The sequence below is a fragment of the Corynebacterium mucifaciens genome (assembly GCF_012396315.1).
In the GTDB taxonomy this organism is placed as follows: domain Bacteria; phylum Actinomycetota; class Actinomycetes; order Mycobacteriales; family Mycobacteriaceae; genus Corynebacterium; species Corynebacterium mucifaciens.
Map to the genome: position 1 here is coordinate 1 of NZ_JAAXPF010000003.1, position 21,478 is coordinate 21,478.

At 68.0% G+C, this 21,478-nt stretch carries 18 protein-coding genes; 9 read left to right on the top strand and 9 right to left on the bottom strand.

From position 1 onward, the window contains the following. Nucleotides 1-204 precede the first annotated feature (204 nt). On the bottom strand, nt 205-3,381 hold the full coding sequence (locus HF989_RS03325) for an error-prone DNA polymerase (protein ID WP_168683935.1): 3,177 nt from the start codon (nt 3,379-3,381) through the stop codon (nt 205-207). Nucleotides 3,382-3,670: 289 nt separating this feature from the next. On the opposite strand from HF989_RS03325, the gene HF989_RS03330 reads away from it, so the two are divergent. The 5 genes from HF989_RS03330 to HF989_RS03350 are packed head-to-tail and all read left to right on the top strand — an operon-like array spanning nt 3,671 to nt 8,003. Beyond that, complete coding sequence (locus HF989_RS03330; RefSeq protein WP_168683936.1) at nt 3,671-4,558, top strand: MetQ/NlpA family ABC transporter substrate-binding protein; 888 nt, start codon at nt 3,671-3,673, stop codon at nt 4,556-4,558. 39 nt (nt 4,559-4,597) lie between these two features. Continuing rightward, the gene (locus tag HF989_RS03335; protein ID WP_168683937.1) at nt 4,598-5,485 is read left to right on the top strand and encodes a MetQ/NlpA family ABC transporter substrate-binding protein; all 888 of its coding nucleotides are present in this window, start codon (nt 4,598-4,600) and stop codon (nt 5,483-5,485) included. Next, nucleotides 5,486-6,514: a methionine ABC transporter ATP-binding protein gene (locus HF989_RS03340; RefSeq protein ID WP_168683938.1), complete on the top strand. Its 1,029-nt coding sequence runs from the start codon at nt 5,486-5,488 to the stop codon at nt 6,512-6,514. Further along, nucleotides 6,511-7,221: a methionine ABC transporter permease gene (locus tag HF989_RS03345; RefSeq protein ID WP_246233787.1), complete on the top strand. Its 711-nt coding sequence runs from the start codon at nt 6,511-6,513 to the stop codon at nt 7,219-7,221. The genes HF989_RS03340 and HF989_RS03345 overlap by 4 nt, the downstream gene beginning before the upstream one ends. A gap of 11 nt (nt 7,222-7,232) precedes the next feature. Then, nucleotides 7,233-8,003: an HAD-IIB family hydrolase gene (locus HF989_RS03350; RefSeq protein WP_168683939.1), complete on the top strand. Its 771-nt coding sequence runs from the start codon at nt 7,233-7,235 to the stop codon at nt 8,001-8,003. 110 nt (nt 8,004-8,113) lie between these two features. Here the strand turns inward: HF989_RS03350 and HF989_RS03355 are convergent, their stop codons facing one another. Further along, on the bottom strand, nt 8,114-9,007 hold the full coding sequence (locus HF989_RS03355) for a sucrase ferredoxin (protein WP_168683940.1): 894 nt from the start codon (nt 9,005-9,007) through the stop codon (nt 8,114-8,116). Between the two features lie 139 nt (nt 9,008-9,146). Between HF989_RS03355 and HF989_RS03360 the strand changes: the two genes are divergently transcribed. Further along, on the top strand, nt 9,147-9,734 hold the full coding sequence (locus tag HF989_RS03360; RefSeq protein WP_168683941.1) for an AMIN-like domain-containing (lipo)protein: 588 nt from the start codon (nt 9,147-9,149) through the stop codon (nt 9,732-9,734). 15 nt (nt 9,735-9,749) lie between these two features. On the opposite strand, the gene HF989_RS03365 is transcribed toward HF989_RS03360, so the two are convergent. Then, a complete protein-coding gene (locus tag HF989_RS03365) occupies nt 9,750-11,303 on the bottom strand; it encodes a Y-family DNA polymerase (RefSeq protein WP_168683942.1) in 1,554 nt (517 codons plus the stop codon). Next, entirely contained in the window at nt 11,300-11,986 is a 687-nt protein-coding gene (locus HF989_RS03370) for a hypothetical protein (protein ID WP_343033535.1), read from the bottom strand. Before HF989_RS03370 ends, HF989_RS03365 begins: the two co-directional genes overlap by 4 nt. Before the next feature lie 177 nt (nt 11,987-12,163). Between HF989_RS03370 and HF989_RS03375 the strand changes: the two genes are divergently transcribed. After that, nucleotides 12,164-12,580, top strand: coding sequence for a hypothetical protein (locus HF989_RS03375; RefSeq protein ID WP_168683943.1), 417 nt, complete (start codon nt 12,164-12,166; stop codon nt 12,578-12,580). Between the two features lie 119 nt (nt 12,581-12,699). Beyond that, nucleotides 12,700-13,179: a PspC domain-containing protein gene (locus HF989_RS03380; protein ID WP_168683944.1), complete on the top strand. Its 480-nt coding sequence runs from the start codon at nt 12,700-12,702 to the stop codon at nt 13,177-13,179. Between the two features lie 10 nt (nt 13,180-13,189). On the opposite strand, the gene HF989_RS03385 is transcribed toward HF989_RS03380, so the two are convergent. From HF989_RS03385 to HF989_RS03405, 5 genes are read right to left on the bottom strand one after another with little or no spacing between them, the layout of a single operon-like run. Further along, nucleotides 13,190-14,392 (bottom strand): alkylhydroperoxidase domain protein, encoded by a 1,203-nt coding sequence (locus HF989_RS03385; RefSeq protein ID WP_168683945.1) that lies wholly within the window; start codon nt 14,390-14,392, stop codon nt 13,190-13,192. Beyond that, a complete protein-coding gene (locus tag HF989_RS03390) occupies nt 14,385-15,989 on the bottom strand; it encodes a dipeptide ABC transporter ATP-binding protein (protein WP_168683946.1) in 1,605 nt (534 codons plus the stop codon). The genes HF989_RS03385 and HF989_RS03390 overlap by 8 nt, the downstream gene beginning before the upstream one ends. Further along, a complete protein-coding gene (locus HF989_RS03395; protein WP_168683947.1) occupies nt 15,986-16,861 on the bottom strand; it encodes an ABC transporter permease in 876 nt (291 codons plus the stop codon). Before HF989_RS03395 ends, HF989_RS03390 begins: the two co-directional genes overlap by 4 nt. Beyond that, entirely contained in the window at nt 16,858-17,832 is a 975-nt protein-coding gene (locus HF989_RS03400) for an ABC transporter permease (protein WP_168683948.1), read from the bottom strand. Before HF989_RS03400 ends, HF989_RS03395 begins: the two co-directional genes overlap by 4 nt. Further along, entirely contained in the window at nt 17,832-19,514 is a 1,683-nt protein-coding gene (locus HF989_RS03405; RefSeq protein WP_168683949.1) for a TIGR04028 family ABC transporter substrate-binding protein, read from the bottom strand. The genes HF989_RS03400 and HF989_RS03405 overlap by 1 nt, the downstream gene beginning before the upstream one ends. Nucleotides 19,515-19,599: 85 nt before the next feature. Here HF989_RS03405 and HF989_RS03410 point away from each other — a divergent pair, with 85 nt between their 5' ends. Continuing rightward, nucleotides 19,600-21,474 carry an FAD/NAD(P)-binding protein gene (locus HF989_RS03410; protein ID WP_168683950.1) on the top strand — a complete coding sequence of 625 codons (1,875 nt, stop codon included), beginning with the start codon at nt 19,600-19,602 and terminating at the stop codon, nt 21,472-21,474. Nucleotides 21,475-21,478: the final 4 nt, after the last annotated feature.

Sequence of the window (21,478 nt, forward strand, 5' to 3'; positions counted from 1 at the left end):
ACACCGCCGCAGCGCTTAACCCGGACTCGTATAACTCAACCGCCTCACGGCGAAACTCATTGCTGAACTTGTAACCCATTCAAGGCCTTCCCGCCCCAAAGTGGTCCAACTAAATGTCCGCAGTCCCCACCGCCCTGGATCTCTCGAGAAGTAAGCGTGTAGAAGTAAGCATCCTCGGTTAGGCACCTCGGGCCCACGCGCCCATCACCGGAAATCCCGGGACCCGCGCGAGAGCAGCTCCCCCATCGCCAGCGGCTCCAACCGGTCCGCCACCACGGACACCGCCCCGGAGGCGTTTTGCACGATCCCGCGCACCACCAGCGCCTTGGCGGTGCGGGCCAACACGCGCTGCTTGTTCCACAACCCGACGGAGATGACGATGTTGATCAGCCCGGTCTCGTCCTCCATCCCCAAAAAGGTCACCCCACCTGCGGTGGCCGGGTGCTGGCGGTGCGTGATCACGCCGGCCACGCGCACGCGGGTGCCGTCCTCCACCCCGTGCAACAGCTCGGACGCCGGCACCACGCCCTGCTCCGACAGCGCAGCACGCACCATCTCCACCGGCATGAGCCCGGGTGTGACCCCGGTGGCCACCACGTCCGCGGCCATGAGCTCGAACGGGTTCATCCCGGGCAGCGACGGCGCCACAACCGACGACAGTCCGGGCAGCATCCCGTCACGCTCTGTGGCCGCCACGCCCGCCTGCCACAGCGCCTGCCTACGCGTCACCCCGAAGCAATCCAGCGCCCCCGCCCGGGCCAGGGCCTCCACGTGCTCCACGGACAGATCAGCCCGGCGCGCCAGGTCCGCGATCCCGTGGAAAGGCGCGGAAGCCTCGATCCGGTCCGCCGCGTCCGAGCCCAAACCCCGCACCAGGTTCAACCCCACCCGGATCGTGGAGGAATCCACGCACCGGGCCTCCCTCCCGGAGTTATTCACGCACACCGGCAGCACCTCTACCCCGTGCCGGCGAGCGTCCTGGATCAGCGACTGCGGGGAGTAAAACCCCATCGGCTGCGCGCGCAACAGTCCCACGCAGAACTCCGCCGGGTAGTGGCGCTTAAACCACGCGGAGAAGTACACCAGCGAGGCAAAGGACTGCGAGTGCGACTCCGGGAACCCGTAGGCGGCAAACGCCACGATCTTCTGCCACAACCGCTCGGCCACGTCCTCCCCGATCTCGTTAGTGCGCCAGCACCCTTCGAAGAAGCGCGACTTCAACGCGGCCATTTTTGCCGGGGAGCGTTTGGAGCCCATGGCTCGTCGTAAAGCATCCGCCTCGCGACCGGAAAAGCCGGCCGCATCCACGCAGATCTGCATGAGCTGCTCCTGGAACAGCGGGATGCCCAGCGTTTTGCCCAGGGACTTTTCAAGCACCGGGTGGTCGAAGGTGACCGGCTCCAGCCCGTCGCGCCGGCGCAGGTACGGGTGCACCGAGCCGCCCTGGATCGGGCCCGGGCGGATCAGCGCCACCTCCACCACCAGGTCGAAGAACCGCCGCGGCTTCAACCGCGGCAAGGTGCCCATCTGCGCGCGCGACTCCACCTGGAACACGCCCACGGAGTCGGCGCGGCAGAGCATGTCGTACACGCGCGCGTCGTCAAGCGGCAGCTCCCACAGGTGCACCGTGCGGCCGGTGGTCTCCTCCACCAGGTCCACCATGTGGTGCAGCGCCTCGAGCATGCCCAGGCCGAGCAGGTCGAACTTGACCAGGCCGGCGGAGGCGCAGTCGTCCTTGTCCCACTGCACCACCGAGCGGTTTTCCATCCGCGCCCACTCCACGGGCACCACGTCCGCGATCGGGCGGTCGCAGATGACCATGCCGCCGGAGTGGATGCCAAGGTGGCGCGGCTGTCCCTTGAACTGCGCCGCCAGCTTCTCGACGGCCTCCGGCACCTCCGTCATCCCCTTCGCCCAACTATCGGCCGCGCCCTGTGCGAACCCCAGGGCACGCGCCGCGTCGCGCACCGCGCCCTTGGTGCGGTAGGTGATCACGTTGGCCACCTGCGCCGCGTTGTCGCGCCCGTAGGTGTCGTAGACGTACTGGATCACCTCCTCGCGCCGCCCGGATTCAATGTCCAGGTCGATGTCGGGCGGGCCGTCGCGGTCCGGGGAAAGGAAACGCTCAAACAGCAGCCCCGCCTCGATCGGCTCCACGTTGGTGATACCCAGCGCGAAACACACCGCCGAGTTCGCCGCTGAGCCCCGCCCCTGGCACATGATGTTCTCCCGCGCGCAGAAATCCACCAGGTTGTAGATGATGAGGAAGTAGCCGGGGAAGTTCAGCTCCTCAATCACCTCCAGCTCGTAGCGGATCTGGGCCATCGCTTTCCGACGCACCTCCGGCGAGCGAGCCGCATACCGAAATTCCGCACTCGCCAGCGTGAGATTTCGCAGGTGGTCCATTTCGCTGCGCCCGTCCGGCGTGGCGTAGCGCGGCAACTCCGGCGCGACCAGGTCGAGCGTGAACGCGCACTCTCGGGCAAGCTCCACGCTGTAGGCCAGCTTCTCGTCGCAGCCGGGGCACATGCGTTGGAGCTGGTCGCCGGAGCGCAGCCAATTCGCCCCCATCGGGTGCAAATCCCCGTGCGCCCGGGAGAGGGACTCGCGCCGGGCCAGCGCCCGCTTCGCCGCCGCCAGCCTGGCCTGGTCGCGGGTGGCCGCGGCAGGAGCCGCCGTGACGATGGCGGGCAGTTTCGCTGCGTGTGTGTCTAACGCCGCGTGCCGGTCCGCGTCCTCCGGCGTCATGGAGACCTCATACTCCAGCACCACATTGCCCGCACCGAACGCCTCGACCACGTGGTCGATTTCCTCTGCCCACTGCCAGCCGGCGAGTACGACGCAGGTGCCGCCCAGCTGGTCCCCGATGAGCTCCAGCGGCGGGTAGGCCACCTTGTCTTTCTCGCGGGTAGCCATGTTCGCGTCCGCCATCAGGTGGGAAAGACGCTTGTACCCCTCGGGCCCACGGGCAATGACGGGCAGCACCTTCTCCCCCAGCGTCAGCTCCGCCCCGAAGACGGTGCTCAGGCCCGCCGCGGCCGCTGCCTCCGCGAACTTCACGGCGCCGTAAAACCCGTCCCGGTCCAGCAGGCCAACCGCGTCCAGACCCAGCTCAACGGCCCGCGCGACCAGATCCTCCGGCTCGCTCGCCCCGCCGAGGAAGCTGTAGGAGCTCACTGCGTGCAGTTCCGCGAACGGGACCGTCGTTACGCCGCGCGCAGGCGGCGGTACGGCTGCCCCGCCCGACTCGGACCCCTGACCGTACGCCGCGCCGGCCGGTGTGCCGGTGTGCCCGACCGGCACCGGCTCCGGGCCCGGCCGCCCGGAGAGGATGCGCTCGAGCCGCGACCACGACAGCGGCGCCCCCCCATTGAATCTCATGCCGGGAACGCTACCACGGTTCGAAAATGTGTACTAACGGCAACGGTAGTCAGCTGGCACGATCCGGCCCCCATCCGCCAAAACCAGCTACCTAGACCCAGCTATTCGGCCCTCAGGGCGCGATAGCTGGGTCCTACCAGCTGGATCCGGGAGGGAAACCGGGCGCCCGGCCCGATCTACCGCGGGGCAGACAGCTCAGTTGACGAGACACACAGAAAATAGACTAAGCGGTACATCGGGTGCTAAATTCTCACCCGTCATACATTTCCCATGCACAAGGAGACCCCCAATGCGTATCAAGCGCACCCTCGCAACCGTCGCGGCGGCCGCACTGGCCACGACCGGCCTGGTCGCCTGCTCCAACGAATCCGACGACACCGCCGATAACGCGGCAGGCAACAACGGCGACAACGTCACCGTCAAGATCGGCACCACCGAGGCCGACCAGGAAGCATGGCGCGTGTTCAAGGACCTCGCCGCGGACAACGGCATCGACCTGGACATCGTGCAGTTCTCCGACTACTCCCCGGTCAATGAGGCGCTGGCGCAGGGCGAGCTGGACGTGAACAAGTTCCAGCACATCAAGTACCTGGCCGCCTACAACCAGTCCTCCGGCAACGACCTGCGCGTGGTCGGCTCCACCGAGATTGTGCCGCTGGCGCTGTTCTGGAAGGACCACGACTCCGTCGACGGCATCGAGGGGGAGTCCGTCGCCATCCCGAACGACCCGTCCAACCAGGGCCGCGCCATCAACGTGCTGGTCCAGGCTGGCCTGCTCACCCTGAACGACAACGTCGCGGACGAGCTGGCGCCGACCCCGGCCGAGATCGACCAGGACGCCTCCAAGGTCACCGTCACCCCGATCGACGCGTCCCAGACCCCGAACGCCTACAACGAGGGCAAGCCGGCCATCATCAACAACACCTGGCTGGACCGCGCGGGCATCGAGCCGAGCCTGGCCGTCTTCCAGGACGACCCGGAATCCGCAGAGGCAGAGCCGTACATCAACGTCTTCGCCGCACAGGCGGACCGCATCGACGACGAGACGCTGAACAAGCTGGTCGAGCTGTGGCAGACCCCGGAGGTCGAGGAGGCCGTGGCGAAGGATTCCAAGGGCACCTCCGTGCCGGTCTACCGCGAGAAGTCCGAGCTCAACGACATCCTCGACCGCCTGTAGAACAAGAACTAGCAGAACAAGAACTAAAGGAGCACGCACATGCGTACCAACCGCGTGATCGCCGCCGCGGCGGCATCGCTCATCGCCGCCACCGGGCTGGTGGCCTGCTCGTCGGAGACGGACACGGCGTCGTCAAGCGACGGCGACACGGTGGCCGTGAAGATCGGCACCACCGACGCCGACCTGAAGGCGTGGAGCGTGTTCGCCGACGAGGCGCAGAAGGCCGGCATCGACCTGGACATCGTGCGCTTCACCGAGTACCCCCAGGTCAACCCGGCGCAGTCCGTGGGCCAGATTGAGATCTCGAAGTTCCAGACCATCAACTACCAGGCCCAGTACAACGCCACCTCCGGCGAGGACCTGCGCATCATCGGCTCCGGCGAGATCAACGTCCTCGGTCTGTTCTGGAAGGACCACGACTCGCTCGACGGCATCGAGGGCCAGGAAGTGGCAATCCCGAACGACCCGTCCAACCAGGGCCGCGCCATCAACGTGCTGGTCCAGGCAGGGCTGTTGACGCTGCGTGACGGCGCCCCGACGCTGACCCCCACCCCGGCCGACATCGACAAGGACGCGTCGAAGGTGGAGGTCGTGGCCGTGGATGCCTCCCAGACGCCGAACGCGTACAACGAGGGCCGCCCGGCCATCATCAACAACAACTGGCTGCAGCGCGCCGGCATCGACCCGGCGACCTCCGTGGCCGCGGACGACCCGAACTCGGAGCTGGCGGAGCCGTACATCAACGTCTTCACCGTCTCCGGCGACGACCTGGACAACGAGACGTACGAGAAGCTCGTGGACGTCTGGCAGTCCCCGGAAGTCACCGCAGCCTTGGACGAGGACTCCAACGGCACCGCCGTGCAGGTCCAGCGCTCGAAGGAGGACCTCAACGAGATCCTCGACCGCCTCGTGGAGGAGTACAAGTAAATGGCCAACACCGGCACCCGGATTGAGTTCCGGAACGTCTCCAAGGTCTTCAAAACCAAAGACCGCGAGGTCACAGCCGTCGACGACGTCACCCTGACCGTCGAGCCGGGCGAGATTCTCGGCGTGATCGGCTACTCGGGTGCCGGCAAGTCCACGCTTGTCCGCCTCATCAACGGCCTAGACATGCCCACGTCGGGCGAGCTGCTGCTCGACGGCACCGACGTCGTCGGCATGCCCGAGCGCAAACTACGCGAGATCCGCCGCAACGTCGGCATGATCTTCCAGCAGTTCAACCTCTTTTCCTCCCGCACCGCCGCGGGCAACATCGAGTACCCGCTCAAGCTCGCCGGCGTGGACAAGAAGGAACGCGAGCGCCGCGTTGCCGAGCTGCTCGACTTTGTCGGCTTGGGCGAGCGCGGCGAGAACTACCCGGAGCAGCTCTCCGGCGGCCAGAAGCAGCGCGTGGGCATCGCCCGCGCCTTGGCCACCAACCCCTCGCTCCTGCTTGCCGACGAGGCCACCTCCGCCCTGGACCCCGAGACCACCCAAGAGGTGCTCAGCGTGCTGCGCCGCGTCAACGAGGAACTGGGCATCACCATCGTGGTGATCACGCACGAGATGGACGTCATCCGCGCCATCGCCGACAAGGTCGCCGTGATGGAGAACGGGAAAGTGGTGGAGTACGGCAGCGTCTACGACGTGTTTGCCAACCCGCAGACAGCAGTCGCCCAGCGCTTCGCCGCCACCAGCCTGCGCAACCGCCCGGACGAGGTGGAAACGCAGGAGCTGCTGGCAAAGCCCGGCCGCCTGTTCACCGTGGACCTCACCGAGGACTCCGGGTTCTTCGGCGCGGCGGAGCAGGCCCGTGAGCGCGGCGTGGCGGTGGAGCCGGTGCACGCCGGCATCACCACCCTCCAGGAGCGCTCCTTCGGCAAAATGACCGTCCGCCTCAACGGCGACAACACCGCCATCGACGAGTTCTTGGCCACCCTCCAGCGCAACACCGAGATTGAGGAGATCACCCGATGAACCCGACGAACCCGATGAATACTGGCGTAACCGAGTACCTGCTCGCAGAGCCGAACTGGGACACTCTCGGCCCCACCTTCGTCGAGGCTATCGGCGACACGCTGTGGATGGTGGCCATCACCATGGTCGTCGGCGGCTTCTTCGGCTTGCTGCTGGGCATCTTCCTGTACACCACCCGCTCGGGCGGGATCCTGCAGAACAAGGCGGTGTACACCATCATCAACGTGGCGGTGAACTTCTTCCGCCCCATCCCGTTCATCATCATGATCGCGATGCTCTACCCGCTGACCTTGCAGGTGGTCGGCACCACCATCGGTCGCGGCGCCGCCACGTTCGTGATGTGCTTCTCCGCCACCTTCACCGTGGCCCGCATTGTGGAGCAGAACCTGGTGGCCATCGACCCTGGCGTCATCGAGGCCGCCCGCTCCATGGGCGCGAGCCCGTGGAAGATCATCACCTCGGTCATCCTGCCGGAGGCGCTGGGCCCGCTGATCCTGGGCTATACCTTCATCTTCATCGCCGTGATCGACATGTCCGCCATGGCCGGTTACATCGGCGGCGGCGGCGTGGGCGACTTCGCCATCGTGTACGGCTACCGCGCGTTCGAGCCCCAGGTCACCTGGGCCGCCGTGCTGGTGATCGTGGTGATCGTGCAGCTGGCGCAGTTCTTGGGCAACTGGCTGTCCAAGAAGGTCATGCGCCGGTAGGTTTGGGTGCCATGAAGGTTGCGGCGTTCGACTTCGATGGCACTCTCCACCACCCTCCCCACGGGTTCCGCGAGGAGGACATCGCCGCAATAGATGCCTGGCGCGCTGCCGGGCATCTCGCCATTTCTGCCACCGGCCGCTCCCGCACCGCGCTCGCGCACGGCATGCGCGGCAGCAGCCTCGCCTTCGACTACCAGGTCCTGTCCAACGGCGGCTCCGCCACCGACGGCGCGAACGAGAAGCTCATCTTCGGCCACGAAGTATCCGGCGACGTCTTGCGCGCCGCGCTGGACGCCTTCGGTTCCCGCGGGGGTCTGGCCATCTTCGGCACTACCCTGGGTCGCGTCGACGGCGTCTTCGCCAACAACACAGGTATTTCGCACGATTTCACGGCCCACTTCCAGCCCATGACGCGCGCCGACATCCCCGACCACCACTTCGCCGTCGTGCCCATCTGGGTGCCCGGGGATACGCAGCTGCGTGCGGAGGTCGTCGCTTGGGCGTTGGAGCTCGGCGGCGTGGAGGTCGCGCAGAACCAGGACTACATCGACCTCATGGCGCCGGGGCGTTCCAAGGGCGCAGGCATCACGCAGCTTCTCGACGAGCTCCGCCTCCCCCGCGAATCCGTCCAGCTCTACACGTTCGGCGACTCCTGGAACGACCTGCCCATGCACGCGATCGCAGACGTCTCCCACAGCTTCCCCCACTCCCCCGAGGAGGTCCGCACCGCCACAGACCACGTCATCGGCGCCGTGTCCGACGTACTCGGCGAGTACGTGTAGCGCTCCACGGATCGTCTAGCGGCCGTCGTGGCGCCACTAGACGATCCGCCCGCGACGCGCACATTTCCCCAGGTGATGTTGGAAGTGATTGTCAGTAATACGCAAATCGTCTAGTTGCGCTCCACGGGAGTCACCGACATCGCCACCCAGGCCGTGCTCTCCTTCGGCGCCTTCCCGCACGAATCCACCACACCAGAAACCGGGCGCTGCTCAAGCTGCACCTCATACCTCTGGCCCGAGGCAGTGTCGGTGACGGTGGCGGCGAGGGCGGAGTCCCCCTCCCCCGCGACAACATCGAACTGCCCGTAGCGCGCGCCCGGCAATTGGGCGGCAACGGCGAGTTCCGCCGCCTGCTCGGCGGGGCCGAGGGTGCCGCGGCCGCGGTTGCCGGGCACGAAATACAGCCCGTCCGTCGCGGCGGCGAGCATCGCGTCCGTGGCCTCGAGGTTCATGCGCCCGAAGCTGTAGGCCCACGGCATGAGCAACATTGTCGGGGCGAAGCGGTGGCCCTTGATATGGGAGGTTTCCCACACCACGTCGTTGCTGGGGCCGAAGGGGTAGCGCTCGTGCAGCGCGTTGAGCAGCGGGCGGCCCTTGACCGCGCAGCAGCGGTCGCGCTTCGCGTGGGTGCAGATGAGCAGCAGGGGGCGCTCACGCTCCACGCCGCCGTTTTTACCCGGGCCGGACAGGTCCAAGGTGAGTAACGCCTCGGGGCCGTCCACGTGCATCACTTCGGTGACCGCCTGGTCGGCGAAGACGAGGTAGAGGTGGTGGTCGCTGATGTTGCGGCCCTCACGCGTCGGGTGGCGGATGAGCAGCAAGGTGGCGTTGTACTCGTCGAGTTTCGGTTTGAGCTTGCTGGTGAGCTCCTCGCCGAGGGCGGCGTCGCCGATGACGTCGCGGGGCCAGGCGTCGGGCCACTCGAAGAGCACGTACACCGATCCGGTTTTGGCGGTTCCCGGAAGCGGTTCAACCTCTACGTCGGAGCAGAGCAGCTGTTGCATGGCACCACCATAGCCAACAGCGCAAATCGGGCTCCGCCCACGACTTGGACAGCATTCCAAGATGTAACGGTTGTGTAACCATTTGAGAATTGGGCCGGATACTTTTGGTTCTTCCCGGGCTCCTGGTTACGGTGACGGAATGCTTATACATTCCGGTCTTTCCCGCCTGGCGTTGGCGGGCGCGTGCGCGGCGGCGTCGGTCGCCTGCGCTGCCTGCAGCGTCGCCGGTGACGGAGCCGGGAAGACTATGACGGGCAGCCTCGCCTCCCACTCCACGCAAGTGCAGCCGTTGGGCACTGCTGACCCAGCGCCGAAGACGCAGCGCCCGTCGGCCCCGGCCCAGCTGGCCGTGGCAGGGGTGCGCGTAGGCGCGCACGAGGGCTTTGACCGCGTCGTGGTGGACCTGGAGGGCAAGGGCACACCGGGCTGGTTTGTGGATTACACCTCCACCCCGATCCAGGAAACCGCCGCCCAGCCCCTGCAGGTTGCGGGCAATTCCTTTTTGAACATCAACATCGACGGCACCGTCGCCCCGTTCGAGCTGGGCAAGGACAACAACGTCCCGGTCACCATGGCGGGCGATACCGGCAACGTCATCGACGTCATCAACGCCGGGACCTACGAGGGCCGCAGCCAGATCGTTGTGGGTCTTCGCTCCGACCTCCCGTACTCCGTGCAGGTGATGGAGGACCCCATGCGTGTTGTCGTGGACATCGTGCAGAAGTAGTAGGTCCTCGCGCGGTTAGTACACCGCCTCCACGCGCCAGCTGCGCCTGCTCCACACCAGCAACCATCCAGTGACGACCCCCTCCTGTCCACCTTCGCGCCCGACCACTTGCATGCGTGCCACCCTGCCCGCGGGGAGGTCGGTCTGCGCCCACCACCCCGCGTCCACGGGCCACGGCCCTGCCCAGCCGGTGACCAGGTAGCGCTTTTCGCCCCACGCCAGCCCGTACGGCTCGGCGGACAGCAGCGCTTCGGCGGTGACGATGACGGGGGCACCGGAGGCGTCGATAAGCATGATGCGCGAGGCCGGGTGGTCGATGCCGCCGCCTAAGCGCGCAGGCAGGGGTGCAGGTATCGCCCCGGGCCACGATTGCTTCTCGACGTCCTCCGGCTCCTCCCCGAATGGCAGCATCGCCACGCGCTCCGCCACCCCACGCCCGCCGACGAGCCGGGGTTGGAGCACCGCGTCGATGCCGAGCTGAGACTGGACGCGCTCCACCACCCGCCGCGCGGTGTCCGTGGACGCGCCGTCGGCCCACAGCTCCCCCACCGGCTCGGGCGGGGCGAACTCCAGCGGCTCGAGGATGAGGCTGGTAATTTCGCCGGAACCGCCGCTTGTCAGCCAGCCGTCGAGCTGCCACCGCACCCGGTCCGCGGTGCCCGCTTCGGTGAGCGCCTCGCGGGTGCGCCACACGCGCTCGACCCGGGTGCCGTCGCCGAGCTCCGCCACCACTTTCAGGCGCAGGCAGTTGCGCCCCGTCTCCTTCAGCCGCTCGTGCAGGCTTGCCGCCAGGGCGCGGGCAGCGAAGGCGGCGGCGTCCACCCGCTCGATCGGGTCCTCGGGCGTGATGGCCACGGCGAGGTCCTCCACCGGCAGCTCCGGGGCCACGCGGCGGTCCGGCGCGGCCGCGGCGATGCGGTGAATGCGCATCCCTTTGGCGCCGAAGCGGGTGGTCACCGCGTTCGGCGGCAGTTTCGCCAGCTCCCCGAGGGTGGAGACCCCCAGCTGGCCGAGCGCCCTGACGGTGTCTGTGTCCGCGGCGAGGGACTCCTCCGCCACCAGTGATCCCAGCGGCTGCGCGGCCAGAAACTCGGCCGACCCGCCCGGCGCCACCACCCGGGAGGCGCGTGCCGCGATCAGCGCGGTGGCGATCTCGTCGGCGGCGCCTGCCATGGCGTCGATGCCGCGGCGCGAAGCTGCGTCGATAAGCATCTCCAGCGCCTTGTCCTCGCTGCCGTGGAAACGGCCGGCGGCCTCCAAGTCCACCGCCACCAGACCGGGGCGCAGCACCTCCACGCTCGCGGCGACTTCGTCGAAGCTGGCGACCAGGGATGCGAACATGCGCCCGTCGCGGTCCGGGTTGTCGTCCACCACCGTGAGCTCTGGCGCGACCGCCTGCGCGTTGCGCACCCGCATGCCGCGGCGGATGCCCAGCTGGCGCGCGGCGTGCGAGCACACCTTCACCCGGTGCTGCGCCGCGATCGCAATCGGCTCTGCCAGCTCATCGCCCGTATCTAGCCGCGCCGCCTGCACCGGCCAGTCCGGAAACCACAGCGCCGCCGCCCTCATGTGACAGCCCTGAGCCTTCGCTTATCGACGCCTCCGGCACTGCCAGCGCCAAGCGTCACCCTCGCGCTGGCAGGCCGGTAGCCTTTCGTCTCCGCGCGGACGTCGAAGTCGATCCCGGTGATGCGCCCGGTGCCCCTGCCGATGCCGTGGAAGTTGGCCAACCGGCCCGTGACGGTGAGCGCCGGCGAAGGCACCTCCACGTTCACGCACACCAGCGCGGCCTGGCCTTTGCGGATCCGCGCGAGCAGGGGGCGGGCGCGCACGGGGGTGAGCTGGAACGGGCTGCGGGTGCGCAGGACGACAAGGTCGAGCCCCTCGGCGAGCACGCCCGCGACGCTGAGGTCGTCGAGGCCCGCATCCGGCACCGCCACCACCCGCTCCAGCGCATCTGCGTCGATGCCGGCATAGGACAGCTCCGGCCACCCCACCACGCCCGCGCGCCCGCCAACTCCGGTTACCTGGCCAATGAGCTCCACGATGAGCGCCGGGGTGTCGCTGACGTGCGTGACCGCCTGGCGCGGCAAACCGCCATTCGGCAGCACGAGCGAAAGGCCGCCGCCCACGGCAAGTGTGTCCCCATCCTCAACGACCTGCTGCGGGACCTCCCCGCCGATGGCGGCCATGCGGGCTCGCAGCTCAGCGATCTGGTCGGCGCGCGACGTCTGAGCTGGCGGTTCATCCACTACCGCCAGGTTCGCTGCCGCTGCCGACGCAGTTCGAATAGGTGTTCCACTCACGCCAGATAGTATGCACCGCGGGGCCGACACGAGCAACGCCACTGGTCGAACATGTTTTCGTACAGTTGGCGCGCCGCAGGGTGCTCAAACCTAGCCGATCGCTTGCCCGATACACTTCCCGGCATGATCCCGATCACCGCAGCAGAGGTCCGCGACCGCGTCACCCCGATCCCCACCCCGCCTGTCGTGCGGGCGCTGGGCTCGATGGGCGCCGGCGGGTCTATCGGCGTGATGGTGTCGCAAGCCCCGCTGAGTGTCAAGGCGGTTGTGGCGGTCCTGTGCGTTGTTGCCGCCGTCACCGTCACGCTGCTGCACCCGTACCGCAAAGAGCTCCGCGCGTTCGCGGAGGACAAGGGCGTGGCCAGGGTGCCGTCGATAAGCATGGTGCTCCCACTGATGCTGTGGTGGCTGCTACTCATGCTTGCACCGCTCGCCCACTGGCCTGCTGTGGGCGCGTGGGTTGCAGGTGTAGCGGCGGCCGCGGCGGCCTGGGTGTTGTACCCGCACGTGGACGGGTCGCGGCGCCTCGCGTACGCGTAGGGCTACTCGAATGGTCCCTTAGCACAGACCCTGAGAAGCGGGCAGCGGCGGAACGCACCCACGCCGCCGCCCCGAAACGCCGGCTGCAAGGCGTGACGAGCACGCGGATAATGGCGCACATGGCTCAAAATTCATCGACGTCGCTCAAGCACATGTGGGACACCCGCCCGCACCGCATCCCGAAGGACGCGGGCGGACGCGCCGTCATCGCCGGAATATGCGTCGGCTTCGGCCAGCGCTACAAGGTAGATCCTGTGGCCGTGCGTATCGCGTTTGTCATCCTCAGCCTCGTCTTCGGCGGCGGCATCTTCGCCTACCTGCTGTGCTGGTTTGTCATGCCGCGCGTGGGCATGACCATCACTCCGGCCAAGGCGATTGTCACACCGAAGGAGCAGCTCACCCCGCACGAAATCGAGGAACGCAAGCCCGGGTGGTGGCTACTTATCGGCCTGATTATCTTCCTGCCCGCGCTGAGCCAGGCATCGGACGTGCGCGGCACGCTGATCAGCTTCGCCGCGTTCTTCTTCGTCTGGTTCTTCACCTACGCGCGTCAGCCGGAGCCGCCGGCAGACCCAAGCGGCAACAACGACCTGGTCTAGCGCTAAAAAGCTAGCGGTAGCGCTTCGGCACGTCCGCTTCGCCGAGGGTGAGCATGAGCCGGTTCGCCCAGTTGAAAAACGCGGACGAGTTCACTACGTCCAGTACCGCCAGATCGTCCAGGCCCGCGGCCCGTAGTGCGTCCACGTGCTGCTGACCGAACTCGAACGGCGTGCGGGTGAGCGCCACAGCGGCGTCGCGGATGGCGTTCCACAACTCGGAGGCGAGGTCGGCGGACACGCCTTCGTCAAGGAGCCGGTCAATGGCCGCCGCGTCGCCGCCCTCCTCCTTGGAACGGCCCTGGTGCACGGACGCGCAGTACTCGCAGCCGTTCAGGCGCGACGCCACGGTGGCGGCGAGCTCGCGCTCAGCGCGGCCCAGGCCGCCCTCGGTGTTGTAGAAAATGTCCAGGTCCGTCAGCGTGCGGGCTTTCAGCGCCTGCGGGTCGCGCGCGAGCAGGCGGAAGTACTCCATGTCGGCGCGCTCGGGCTTAATCAGCGCGTTGATGTGCTCATCGGTGAGCTCCCCCTTTTCCAGCGGAGCCACCCACGGCTTCCAGCCCAGCGGGTGCGCCACAAACTTCCCGGGCGCGACCACCTCGGGCTGCAAGGTGGCGGCGGCAGGCGTCCAGCCCGGGTCAGCGGCGCCAGCTCGCTTCTCGACGCCCTCCGGCACCCCCGCGCCGCCAGCCAGCACCCGCACCCCGTGCACCACGCGTAGCTGGAACGCCACAAAGGCGATCAGCTGGCCGAGCGAGACAATCGCGTCCTCGCTGTAGCCTGCCTCCTGCAGGTGGCCGATCGCCGCGGGTGACGCGTCCTTCGGGTGGAAGGTGAGCAGGTGCGCGAAGTCTAGCGCCGCGGCCAAAGCACCGTCGCCGAACAGCACGAAGTCCCCGCCGGCGTACGGGCCCGCAGACACGCCTGCACGCACGGCCTCCTCCACCACTGCAACGAGCGACTCGTCCTCGTCCGCAAGCAGGTCGGTGTAGAACTCCGCGGCGCGCGTAGCACCGGACACGCCGGCGATGAAGGCTGCGACGGCGTAGCGGGTGGACACCGGCAGCGCCTCCACCAGCGAGGCGTCGGTGGGCTCGAACAACGCCTCGAAGCTGCGCTGGGCGTTCTCCACCGCCTCGGGCCGGCGGCGGCGCAGCTCTGCGAGTTCGGCCAGGGTCTCGGCCAGGGTGTCAATAATGTCAGTGTGGTTAGACAACAAACTCTCCTAACTGTCGGGCGCGGAAGACGGTGCCGGGGATAGCGCTGATGAGCTCGCGGGTGACCTCGTGCTTCGGGTGTGCAAACACCTCGTTGGTCGCCCCGTATTCCACCTGGCGGCCGCGGCTGAACACGCTCACCGTATCCGAGATCTGGCGCACCACCGCGAGGTCGTGGGAAATGAACACGTAGGTCAGCCCCAGCTCGCGCTGCAGGTCCTCCAGTAGCTCCAGGATCTGCGCCTGCACGGTCACGTCCAGCGCAGACACGGCCTCGTCCAGCACCACCAGCTCCGGCTCCACGATGAGCGCACGCGCGATGGCCACGCGCTGACGCTGCCCGCCCGAGAGCTGTGCCGGGGTGCGGGAGGCGAACTGCGCCGGGTCCAGCGCCACGCGCGCCAAGTACTCCTCGGCGCGCTTCAGCGCCTCCCGCTTCGACGCGCCGGCAAGGTTGCGCAGCGGCTCCGCCACAATCTCGCCGACGCGCATCTTCGGGTCCAGCGAGGAGTACGGGTTCTGGTACACCATCTGCACCCGCCCGCGAAGCGCGCGCTGCTGCCTCGCCGACAGGCCGGTCAGCTCTGTGCCCTCGAGCGTGATGCTGCCGGCGCTCGGGCGGTTGAACATGGCGATCGCGCGGCCGGTGGTGGTCTTGCCGGAACCGGAGCTGCCCACCAGGGCGTGCGTGGATCCCCGGGCGACGTCGAAGGAGATGTCCTCCACGGCGGTGAAGTCGCCGTAGCGCACGGCCAACCCGTCGACGGTGAGCAGGGTGTCGGGGGCGACCGGAGGGCGTCGATAGGCATCTGCGACCGCGAGCGAGGGCACGTTGGCCAGCAGCCGCTTGGAGTACTCCTGCTGGGGGTTGCGCAGCACCGCGTTCACGGGCCCGTGCTCGACCACGCGGCCGTGCTCCATGATCACCACGTCGTCCGCGCGGTCGCCCGCCACGGCGAGGTCGTGGGTGATGAAGATGACGCCCAAGCCCAGCTCCGCGCGCATCTCGTCCAGCAGGTCCAGGATGGTCTTCTGCACGGTCACGTCGAGGGCGGAGGTGGGTTCGTCGGCGATGAGCACCTCGGGCTCGAGCGCCACCGCAGCCGCGATGAGCACGCGCTGCTTCATGCCACCGGACAGCTCGTGGGGGTACTGGCGGTAGCGGCGCTCCGGGTCGTCGATGCCCACGCGCTCAAGCAGGGCGATTGCTTGCCGACGCCGCTCCGCCGCATCCCCCATCCCGTGAATCTCCAACCCGTCCTCTACGGACGCGCCGATGGTCTTCAGCGGGTTGAGCGAGTTGTTCGGATCTTGGGGCACCAGCCCAATTTTCCTGCCGCGCAGCTTGCGCCACTCGGCGTTGGTCAGGTTGTTCAGCTCCCGGCCCTTGAACCGGATGCTGCCGCCGAGCACAGTGCCGCCGGCGCCCAGGAGATCCAGCGCAGCCATGGCGGAGGTGGTTTTGCCGGAGCCGGACTCGCCCACGATGGCGGTCATCTTGCCTGCCTCCACAGCAAACGAGATGTCGCGCACCACCGGGTCCGCGTCGCCGTACGCGACGGTGAGGCCCTCGACCTCAAGCAGGGGCGTACTCACTTCACATCACCTTCCTGTTGGATCACCTGGGACAGGTGGTTGGCGGACATCACGGTGGCCACGATGGCCAGACCGGGCAGCAGGATCAGCCACCAGGCGGTGGCCATGTAGTCGCGGCCTTCCGCGATGAGCAGGCCCCACTCGGGAACCGGCGGCGGCGCACCATAGCCGAGGAAGCCCAGGATGGACAGCTGCAAAATGGCGGTGCCGAACTGCAGGGCTGCCAGCGCCAGCACCGGGGTGAGCGAATTGGGCAGCACGTGGCGCAGCAGCACCTGGGCCTGCGTAGCGCCGGAGCCGTACGCGGCCTCAACGTAGTCCGCGCCGGCGATCTGGATCACCTGGGAGCGGGCGAGGCGCGCAAACGTGGCCACGGACGTCATACCGACAGCAAACGCCGCCTGCAGCGAGCCGAAGCCGGTGACGATGATGATGGACAGCGACAGCAGGATGCCGGGGATGGCCAGCAAGACATCAACTAGGCGCATGAGCACGGTGTCTACCCAGCCACGCTGCGTGCCGGCGATCAGACCGATCAGAGTGCCCAGCACGAGGCCGACGGCGACGGCGATCAGCGCGCCAAGCAGCGACTGGCGCGCGCCGTACACGACGCGGGAGAACAGGTCGCGGCCCACCGCGTCGGTGCCGAAGATGTGCTCGCCGCTCGGGGCGAGCAGGGCGACGTCTAAGCCCGTGTACGGGTCCTCGGGCGCGAACACGCTGGGGGCGATAGCCCACAGTGCCGCGATTGCCAGCACGACGATTGAGAGGACCGTCGCGGGCGAGCTCCAGCGCCGGTGCTTTCGGTGCCGGCGCGGGCCGTGCTCCTTCTGTGGGGCGCGCTGGCCGCGTGCCAGGTTGGCGGTAGTCATCGGACAGCCTCCTTCGCGGTATTTGCGGTGCCGGTGGCGTTCCCGGCGTCGCGCAGGCGCACGTCCAGCACCGGGTAGAGCAGGTCGACGATCAGGTTGATCACCACGTAGGCGGTGGCGGCGATGAGCACCACACCAAGCAGCACCGGGGTGTCGCGGCTGGACACGGCGTTGACGGTGAGCGAGCCCAGCCCGGCGCGGCCGAAGACGGTCTCGGTGACCACAGCGCCACCGACCAGCTCGCCGAAGAGCAGGCCCGCCATGGTGATCGCCGGCAGCAGGGAGTTGCGCAGCACGTCGCGCCAGAAAATGCGCGCCTCGCTCGCGCCGCGGGCGCGGACGACCTGGACGAAGGGCTGGGCGCGGACCTCGTCGATGGAGCGGATGAGCACCTGCATGAGCGGTGCCGCCATGGGCACGGCCAGGGTGAGCGTGGGCAGAATCAGCCCTTCCAGCGGGGTCGGGTCAACCACGTTGACCCAGCCGAGGCGGAAGGAGAAGAACTGCAGCAGCAGGATGGCAATCCAGAACCCGGGCAGCGAGACCATAAACGACGGCAGGGAGCGAACGACGCTGCGCAGCGCGCCGGTGCCGGGCAGCGTGGCCGCGTACGCGGTGGCCAGCGCGACCACGATGGCAAGTCCGATGGACGCCGCGGCGAGCGCGAGCGTGTGCGGCGCGGCCTCGGCGATTAGGTCAACCACCGGCGTGCCGGAGGCCACCGAGTAACCGAGGTCGCCGGTGAACAACCCGCCGAGGGTGGCGAAGTACTGCTCAACCAGCGGTTTATCCACGCCCATTTGCTCGCGGATCTGCTCGATCTCCGCCTGGGACAGGCCCAAGGCCGGGTCCGCGTAGCGGGCGGCAACGCCGTCGGAAGGCAGCGCGGACAGCAGGAAAAAGGCCAGCGTGTAGGCCAGCAGCAGGACGACAAGCGCCTGCCCGATGCGTTTGAGCACGAATTTGCCCATCAGTTGTCCTCCTCGCGGTCGATGTACACCGAGTAGAAGCTCGGGCGGGCCACCGCCTCGGTGGCGAAGCCCTTCACGTGCGGCGCGAGGGCGTACACCTGGGGCTCCTCGAACAGCGGCAACACGTAGGCGTTTGCCGTCAGGTGGTCCTGCACCGCCTTGGACGCGGCGGCGCGCCCGGCGTCGTCCGGGGTGGAGACGACCTTGTGCAAAAGCTCCTCCAGCTCCGCGTCGATCGGCTGGCCGTCGCCCGCGTTGTTCAGCAACGAGTCGCGGCGGTCCACGGCCAGGAATGACTCGATCACGTCGTAGTCCGCGCGGCCCACCATGGAGTGCATGAGCTGCACGCGGTTGATGTCCTTCTGCGCGGCGTTTTGCGTGGCGCGGTCGCCGGCCACCATGTTCAGCTCGATGCCCAGCTCGCGCAGGTCGGACTGCATCATCGTGACAATCTCTTTCGAGCGCGGCTGCGGCAGGGCGTGGTTGACCCACAGACTCAGGCGCTGGCCGTCCTTCTCGCGGATGCCGTCGGGCCCGGGGATCCAGCCGGCGGCGTCGAGAAGCTCGCGCGAGGCTTGCGGGTCGTAGGTGTACGCGCCAGGCTGCTCGGCGTACCCCAGTGCCTTCGAGGTCATGGACGAGGTGGCCAGCGGGTAGGAATCCGACAGCAGGATGCGGATGATCTCCTCGCGGTTGACGCCGTGGATGATGGCCTGGCGCACGCGGATGTCCTGCAGCAGCGGGTGGTCGAAGCGCAGCGCGAGCTGGTTGGCCATACCGTTCGCGGTGGCGGCGACCACCTGCACCCCCTCGTCTTTCAGGTGCCGCTCCACCGGCGGGGAAATGGTGCGCGCGATATCCGCCTGGCCGGAGAGCAGCGCGCCGGAGCGCACCGCCTCTTCCGCCGCCAAGGTGTAGTGGATGCCGTCCAGGCGCGCGCGACCCTGGTGCTCCAGCGACGGCGGCGCCCAGTCGTAGTCCTCGCGCGCGTTGAGCACGAGGTCGGTGCCCAGCGTCTCGCTCTCCACCACGAACGGGCCGGAGCCGATGACGTTGTCCGCGCCGCCGGGGCCGAAGTCCTCGTTGCGCAGTTTGAGCGACGAATCTGCGAGCAGGCCCGCGTTGTAGGTGGATGTCGCCTGCGCGAAGCCGGGCGAGGGCGCGGAGAAGTAGAACCGCACTGTGTCCTCGTCCACCACCTCGCCACGCTCGTAGTTGGAGATCTGTTCAGAGACGTTGAGTAGCCGCTCCTTGTCCCCCAAGCCGTAGAGGTCGAAGTTATCCACGATGTTTTGCGCCGTCATGGGCGTGCCGTCGGAGTACGTCACATCGGTGCGGATGTTGAACGTGAACACGGTTGCATCCTCGTTGATTTCCGGCAGCTCTGTGGCAATCCAGGGCTCCAGCTCCAGCGTCTCCGGGTCTTGGTAGAGCAGGCGGTCCGTCAGCTGGTTGACCACGCCTCCGTTGGGGTAAAAGCCGGCCGCTGGCGGGTAGAGGCTGTTAAACCAGTTGGACTCCAGGTACGTCAGCACGTTGGTGTCCGCACTGTCCGCACTGTCCAGCCCAGCGGCGCATCCGGCGAGCAGGCTGGCCGCTACGCCGAGTGTCAGCGGCGCAGCTACCTTTGTTCTAGGCACGTTTTTGTCCTCTTTCCTCGGTTGTGCACAGCACCTTACCATTGTTAGACAAGCTGGTTCTGAGGAAATAGACTGAACTGTCTACTTACGACCATTACACCCGCACACATCGTGGAGGTAGAGCACTGTGGGAGCATCCATCGCAATCATCGGAGCAGGACCGCGGGGGATCTCCATCACCGAACGCATCGCCGCGTACCTCAAGGAACGCGGCGGCGGGTCCGTGACGCTCCACATCATCGACGACGCCCAGCTCGGCGCAGGCCGCGTTTGGGAGACCGAGCAAACCCGCACGCTCTGCATGAACACCCTCGCCGGCGCGGTCACACTATTCACCGAACCCGGCGCGACCGTCGGCGCCCCCGTGTTCGAAGGCCCCACCATGTACGAATGGGTCCAGGCCCTGCGCGGCGAGCGGAGCCACCCGCTTATCGACGCCTTCGGTGCTACCCTCCCCGACCAGTTCACCGAAGAACTGCGCGCGACGCGCCCCGAATCCAACCCGTCCCGGGCGCTGTACGGCGAGTACCTGCGCTGGGTGTGGAAGGTGGCGCTCGCGCAGCTACCGGCGGGCGTGGAGGTAGTGGAGCACCACTCCCGCGCGGTTTCCTTCGCAGCCGAGGGCGACCGGGACGCCATCACCCTCGCAGACGGCGCGGTCGTCCATGCCGACGCCACGGTTATCGCCTCCGGCTGGGTACTCCCCGCGCCCACACCGGCCCAGCAAGCGTTCGCGCAATCCGGCCTCACCTACATCGCGCCCGGCAACCCCGTCGAGCAGGAGGTTTCCCGCTTGCAAGCCGGTGAGCGGGTGCTCGTGCGCGGCATGGGCATGGGCTTTTTCGACCTCATGGCGCTGACCACCATCGACCGTGGCGGCCGCTTCGTCGACGATCCCGCCGCCCGCTCCGGCCTGCGCTACGAGGCCACCGGGCGGGAGCCGCACTTCGTGGTCACTTCCGGCCGCGGCTACCCGTACCTGCCCAAGTCCGAGTACCACTCCCTACCTCCGAAGGCAGACCTCACCCGTCTGCGAGCGGCTATCGAGGCTACCGCTGCGCCCGTGTCCTTCGGCCGCGACCTGTGGCCCGCGCTTGCCCGCGACTCCTACGCCGAGTACTACCGCGTGCTTTCGCGGGTGCGTCCCGGAGCGCTCAAGGTGCCTCTCGACGCCATCCTCACGGCCATCGACGCCACCGACCTTGCTGCCGCCGCATCCCCTGACGACATCCTGACGGTCGCGAACGCGCTGACCGCCGCTCTCGACGGCATGAGCACCGAACCGTTCGACATGGCCGCGTGGGTCGACCCCCTCGCCGGCACCGAAAAGCTGGACCTGGAGGAGCTGAACCGCCGCATCGCTGAAGGCATGGAAGTCGACATCACCGAAGCCGTGAGCGCCTGGGACTCCCCGCTCAAGGCCGGCCTGTGGGCCATCTCCGCCGGCCGCAAGCCCAGCGCGATCGCCACCCAGAACGGACGCGGCCCCCGCGAGGCCGCGCTGTCGCAGTACATGGCGTTCGGCCAGATGGTCGGCTCCGGTCCGCCGCTGTTCCGCACCCGCGAGCTGCTCGCGCTTTTCGACGCCGGCCTAATCACCTTCCTCGGCCCCGACCCCGTGGTCGAGGCCGCTGACGGCAGGTACACGGCCATTAGCCACGCGCGGACGGCGACCGCCACCGCGCTTGCCGACGCGTTCCTGCCCGGCCCGGACGTACGCACCTCCCCCGACCCGCTGACCTCCTCGTTGCGCGAGGCGGGCCGCGTGCGCCCCTTCGCACCGGGTGGCGTGGAAACCGCCTCCCCTGAAACCGACGGGGCCACCCGCCGCACCATCCGCCCCGACGGCGAGCTGGACGCGCGACTGCACATCGTCGGCATCCCCACCGGCAAGCAGTGGGCGGACACCACCATCTCCCCCATGCCGGGCACCGACCCGCTGATGCTGCAGGAGACGGACAAGACGGCGCGGTCGTTGCTGGTCCAGGCGGGCGTGCTCTAGCAGC

Excerpts from the sequence above, each read along its gene's own strand:
- HF989_RS03405 (WP_168683949.1), bottom strand. The coding sequence starts at position 19,514 with ATGGTAAGGTGCTGTGCACAACCGAGGAAAGAGGACAAAAACGTGCCT.
- HF989_RS03395 (WP_168683947.1), bottom strand. The coding sequence starts at position 16,861 with ATGACTACCGCCAACCTGGCACGCGGCCAGCGCGCCCCACAGAAGGAG.
- HF989_RS03330 (WP_168683936.1), top strand. The coding sequence starts at position 3,671 with ATGCGTATCAAGCGCACCCTCGCAACCGTCGCGGCGGCCGCACTGGCC.
- HF989_RS03345 (WP_246233787.1), top strand. The coding sequence starts at position 6,511 with ATGAACCCGACGAACCCGATGAATACTGGCGTAACCGAGTACCTGCTC.
- HF989_RS03365 (WP_168683942.1), bottom strand. The coding sequence starts at position 11,303 with ATGAGGGCGGCGGCGCTGTGGTTTCCGGACTGGCCGGTGCAGGCGGCG.
- HF989_RS03350 (WP_168683939.1), top strand. The coding sequence starts at position 7,233 with ATGAAGGTTGCGGCGTTCGACTTCGATGGCACTCTCCACCACCCTCCC.
- HF989_RS03335 (WP_168683937.1), top strand. The coding sequence starts at position 4,598 with ATGCGTACCAACCGCGTGATCGCCGCCGCGGCGGCATCGCTCATCGCC.
- HF989_RS03375 (WP_168683943.1), top strand. The coding sequence starts at position 12,164 with ATGATCCCGATCACCGCAGCAGAGGTCCGCGACCGCGTCACCCCGATC.
- HF989_RS03325 (WP_168683935.1), bottom strand. The coding sequence starts at position 3,381 with ATGAGATTCAATGGGGGGGCGCCGCTGTCGTGGTCGCGGCTCGAGCGC.
- HF989_RS03355 (WP_168683940.1), bottom strand. The coding sequence starts at position 9,007 with ATGCAACAGCTGCTCTGCTCCGACGTAGAGGTTGAACCGCTTCCGGGA.
- HF989_RS03340 (WP_168683938.1), top strand. The coding sequence starts at position 5,486 with ATGGCCAACACCGGCACCCGGATTGAGTTCCGGAACGTCTCCAAGGTC.
- HF989_RS03400 (WP_168683948.1), bottom strand. The coding sequence starts at position 17,832 with ATGGGCAAATTCGTGCTCAAACGCATCGGGCAGGCGCTTGTCGTCCTG.
- HF989_RS03360 (WP_168683941.1), top strand. The coding sequence starts at position 9,147 with ATGCTTATACATTCCGGTCTTTCCCGCCTGGCGTTGGCGGGCGCGTGC.
- HF989_RS03380 (WP_168683944.1), top strand. The coding sequence starts at position 12,700 with ATGGCTCAAAATTCATCGACGTCGCTCAAGCACATGTGGGACACCCGC.